Here is a 3,735-nt window from a genome sequence, read left to right on the forward strand (position 1 = left end):
TTTAGAGGGAGATACAAAGGAAGGGTTCTATTTCCATTATCTCCCCCCCCCCTCCTATATCCCCTCTAAAAAAAGCTTAGAAAGAAAACATTCTCTCTCTGTATAAATCTTACGGAGAAGTCGGAAAGGGGATCCGGGGGAGGGGGAAGGGAAGCCCTGAAAGCCATTGAACATGGCTTTTTTTAGATTATTATTTATGTATAACTTTACTTTTTATCTTATAAAAACATCACAAAAAAATACATTAAAGAAAAAATCATGAAGATTCCAGAGGAAAAAAATTTCATAAAAATATCTCAGGATTTTTTTGAAACCCAAGAATGGAAAAAAAGAAGAATTTTTAGTGAAATAGAAGCTATTCTTTATTTAATACTAAAAAAAGAAATAAGAATCTCAGCAAGAAGATTAGGATTGGTTTTTGGTTGGAGCAAAGCAAAAGTAGTTATATTCATCCAGAAGCTTATAGCAAAAGGATACATAAAAAGAAGAATAGAAGAAAAAGTAAACGTCCTTACCATCATCAAATTCCTAAAAAAAGAAAAACATTCTTCAAATTACAAAAAGAACAACAATAACGAAATGGAAAAAAAGTATATAGATAGTGGAGCCATCCCATAAATCAACAAAAAATCCACTACCTACAAATACCTACAAACAAAAAAATAAACGATTATCTCTCTGTACTTTCCAAGATTTCAATAATCCTTCTCAACGCAGGATCTTTTCGCATTAAACCCTCAAGTTGTGAACCATATATACTTACTCTAGTAATAAGAGCAGTATCATCAGAATCAGAAGGATTATCAGAAGTTTTTTCTTCTATTTTCTTTGTTGAAGGAAGAACATCTTCAGGTTTTTTTTCACTAACACGACTAGTTAAACTATCATCATGACAGGACGAAAAAACCATCAAAAATAAGATGAAAAAGAACATTTTTTCATTTCATAAAATTTTATTTTTAAAATATAAGTTTTTTTAAAAATTCATTAAAATATTAAAAATTATGAATACAAGTGTAATTATAAAAATACGTAACATATCTGGACATCCATCTCCAAATTACGGAACAGAAGGATCAGCAGGAATGGATTTACAAGCGCATTTAGAAAAATGCGAAATAATATTGCCAATGCATAGAAAAACCATAAAAACCGGTTTATTTGTAGAAATCCCAAAAGGATACGAAATGCAAGTGAGATCCAGAAGCGGATTAGCTTTACATCACGGAATAACAGTTTTAAACAATCCAGGAACTATTGACTCGGATTATAGAGGAGAAATAAAAATTTTACTAATTAACCTATCAAATATTCCATTTACCATAAAAAACGGAGACAGAATAGCGCAAATAATAGTTCAAAAATATGAAAAAGTAGAATGGAATGAATTACAATAACATTGAAAAATCACTCTCCTCAATATTCCTAATCAAAATAAAAATAGCATAATTTAATATATCTATATAATTATCTTTAATTTTATTTTGATTCTTTTTAATTAAACATTCATTTCTTTGAATCCCCTGAATACGAAATATTTTTTGCAGAATAATATCCTTAATAGAACTAAAACTCATCGCTTTCCACGCCTCATTATAATCTGAATTTTTTTTTTCCATAACTATCCTTGCCACTCTCATACACTTATCATAATCATACATAATATACTCCTTTCTTATTTTTCGTCTATTCATTTTCATCATGGATAACACAGAATAATTAACTAAACTAATCCAATTTCCTTGATTAACACTGACCAACAATAAATTGTTATCCACGTTAAAATTCATATATCCATTCTTCACAAAAAAATTTACATTTATTAAAACAACATCATATAATATGGAAGTATCTTTCCATTTCATATCCTAAAAACCCCAAAAAACTAACACTTATTATTATCTATCATTTTTAAATACTGATCTATATTATTTTTAGCTTGATCAAAATTATAACAAACATAAACTTTCCATTTATAAGAATTTAATATACTTATAATATTTTTTTGATTTTCAGTTAACTTATTAGGCTTAATTTTAAATTCCAAAGCCATTCCTGTATTTCCTTGTTGAGGAAAAGGAACCAATATATCTGGAACCCCAGGCCTCAATCTCATCACTTTCATAAGAAATCTTTCATAAGGAGTTCTTTTTGCTTCATTATGAGGATGGAAATAAAACACATTTGGATACTTATAATCCAAATAATCACACACAGAACGATGCAAAATCTGTTCCTTCCCCAAAACATTATTACTATACCTAAACTTGTTCACAAAAAATTTTTAATATCCTCCCCCCTCCCATATAAAAATCAAGACTCACAAGAATCACATCCAGAACCATCTAACCCGTTACTCTTATTTTTTAAAAGAATTTTTAAAATCTTTTTTTCTGAAGACTTCACATTTCCTTCCGAAGAAAACAAATCTTCATTCCAATCTTCATTAGGTTTACTATATCCAGTTTCACGATTATCAAAAAAATCTGTCTGCTGCTCTCCAGATATTGTAATATAAAACCAATTCATATTATCTAACATACTCCTATCCACATGATAAAAATCAAAAAAACCCAATTCCCTTAATTTCATATTAGCTCTATCTCTCATAAAATTTTTCAATTCCTCTCTCTTTATAGTACACAAATCTTTACCTCCAAAAATCTTATCTATAAAAACAAATTCATTCTTTAATGCTAAATCTACTCCATGATAAACAGATTCTTCAACTATTTCTTTCAATCCTCTATTTTCCTCACAAAAAGTACGAAATATCTTACAACCTGCTTCCGAATGCAACGACTCATCTCTAACAGAAAAAATAATCTGCTGACCTACCCCTTTCAAACGATTAGATTTTCTAAAAGAAAGCAATACTGCAAAAGAAGAAAACAACTGAACTCCTTCCGCTGCTGCTGAAAACAAAGCAACACTTCTTGCAATTTCCTCCTTATTATACTTTCCATGATTACTATTCCTAACATCCATCAAAGATTTCAACTTATTCATGATCACATCATCTTCCAAAAAAGCATGAAAATTATCCAACCCCAAAATATCATTCAAATAAGAATAAGCTGCTGCATGAATAGTCTCAAAAGATCCAAAAGCCTGACCCATCATTTTAATTTCTGGAATAGGAAACCACTTAGGAATCATTTCAGACCAATAATTTCCTACTTCTGTTTCTGTTTGAGCAAATCCCTTCAATATATCCCCAATCACATTTTTCTCCTGATCAGTTAAATTTTTATTCCAATCATAAATATCTGATTGCATATTTATTTCCGTATGAAGCCAATGAGCGTTTTGTTGCTTAAACCAATATTCATAAGCCCATTGATACTCAAAAGGTTTAAAACTTAATCGATCTTCCATCATGCTCATCTAACTAAAAATTATATTGATCTACAATTTCCAAATGTAGGAAAAATACCAAACTAATCAAAAAACACAATCACGTGCACATGTACGTGCACATGTACGTGCACATGTACGTGCACATGTACGTGCACATGTACGTGCACATGTACGTGCACATGTACGTGCACATGTACGTGCACATGTACGCTCGTGCGCGCGCGCTCGGGTGCATTACACAATAACGTTATATAATTATGTATAATAATAACGTTATAATAATTTATTAATATATGCCGAAAATTCGGAGAAGTCGGAAAGGGGATCCCGGGGGGGGGGGAAGGGAAGCCCTGAAAGCCATTGAACATGGCTTTT

6 protein-coding genes are annotated in these 3,735 nt (G+C 30.6%); 2 read left to right on the plus strand and 4 right to left on the minus strand.

Annotation, left to right across the window (positions count from 1 at the left end; all coding sequences use genetic code 11):
• Positions 1-258: 258 nt before the first annotated feature.
• Positions 259-618 (plus strand): MarR family transcriptional regulator, encoded by a 360-nt coding sequence (locus tag BLBBOR_RS03110; protein WP_015370975.1) that lies wholly within the window; start codon positions 259-261, stop codon positions 616-618.
• Positions 619-670: 52 nt separating this feature from the next.
• On the opposite strand, the gene BLBBOR_RS03115 is transcribed toward BLBBOR_RS03110, so the two are convergent.
• Positions 671-934 carry a hypothetical protein gene (locus BLBBOR_RS03115; RefSeq protein WP_148283275.1) on the minus strand — a complete coding sequence of 88 codons (264 nt, stop codon included), beginning with the start codon at positions 932-934 and terminating at the stop codon, positions 671-673.
• A 70-nt stretch (positions 935-1,004) separates the two neighbouring features.
• Between BLBBOR_RS03115 and dut the strand changes: the two genes are divergently transcribed.
• Positions 1,005-1,397, plus strand: coding sequence for a dUTP diphosphatase (dut, locus tag BLBBOR_RS03120; RefSeq protein WP_015370977.1), 393 nt, complete (start codon positions 1,005-1,007; stop codon positions 1,395-1,397).
• On the opposite strand, the gene BLBBOR_RS03125 is transcribed toward dut, so the two are convergent.
• Genes BLBBOR_RS03125 through BLBBOR_RS03135 form a run of 3 tightly spaced genes read right to left on the minus strand, consistent with a single transcriptional unit; the run spans position 1,389 to position 3,387 of the window.
• Positions 1,389-1,865, minus strand: a complete 477-nt coding sequence (locus BLBBOR_RS03125) for a DUF1599 domain-containing protein (RefSeq protein ID WP_015370978.1) — start codon at positions 1,863-1,865, stop codon at positions 1,389-1,391. The two genes, dut and BLBBOR_RS03125, sit on opposite strands and share 9 nt — an antisense overlap.
• A 20-nt stretch (positions 1,866-1,885) precedes the next feature.
• On the minus strand, positions 1,886-2,275 hold the full coding sequence (locus tag BLBBOR_RS03130) for a VRR-NUC domain-containing protein (RefSeq protein ID WP_015370979.1): 390 nt from the start codon (positions 2,273-2,275) through the stop codon (positions 1,886-1,888).
• A gap of 38 nt (positions 2,276-2,313) precedes the next feature.
• A complete protein-coding gene (locus BLBBOR_RS03135) occupies positions 2,314-3,387 on the minus strand; it encodes a ribonucleotide-diphosphate reductase subunit beta (protein ID WP_015370980.1) in 1,074 nt (357 codons plus the stop codon).
• Positions 3,388-3,735 lie beyond the last annotated feature (348 nt).

Source organism: Blattabacterium sp. (Blatta orientalis) str. Tarazona, assembly GCF_000334405.1.
In the GTDB taxonomy this organism is placed as follows: Bacteria; Bacteroidota; Bacteroidia; order Flavobacteriales; family Blattabacteriaceae; genus Blattabacterium.

What these genes read in the sequence shown, in the direction of transcription:
- BLBBOR_RS03110 (WP_015370975.1), top strand. Translation starts at nt 259, where the DNA reads ATGAAGATTCCAGAGGAAAAAAATTTCATAAAAATATCTCAGGATTTT.
- BLBBOR_RS03115 (WP_148283275.1), bottom strand. Translation starts at nt 934, where the DNA reads ATGTTCTTTTTCATCTTATTTTTGATGGTTTTTTCGTCCTGTCATGAT.
- dut (WP_015370977.1), top strand. Translation starts at nt 1,005, where the DNA reads ATGAATACAAGTGTAATTATAAAAATACGTAACATATCTGGACATCCA.
- BLBBOR_RS03125 (WP_015370978.1), bottom strand. Translation starts at nt 1,865, where the DNA reads ATGAAATGGAAAGATACTTCCATATTATATGATGTTGTTTTAATAAAT.
- BLBBOR_RS03135 (WP_015370980.1), bottom strand. Translation starts at nt 3,387, where the DNA reads ATGAGCATGATGGAAGATCGATTAAGTTTTAAACCTTTTGAGTATCAA.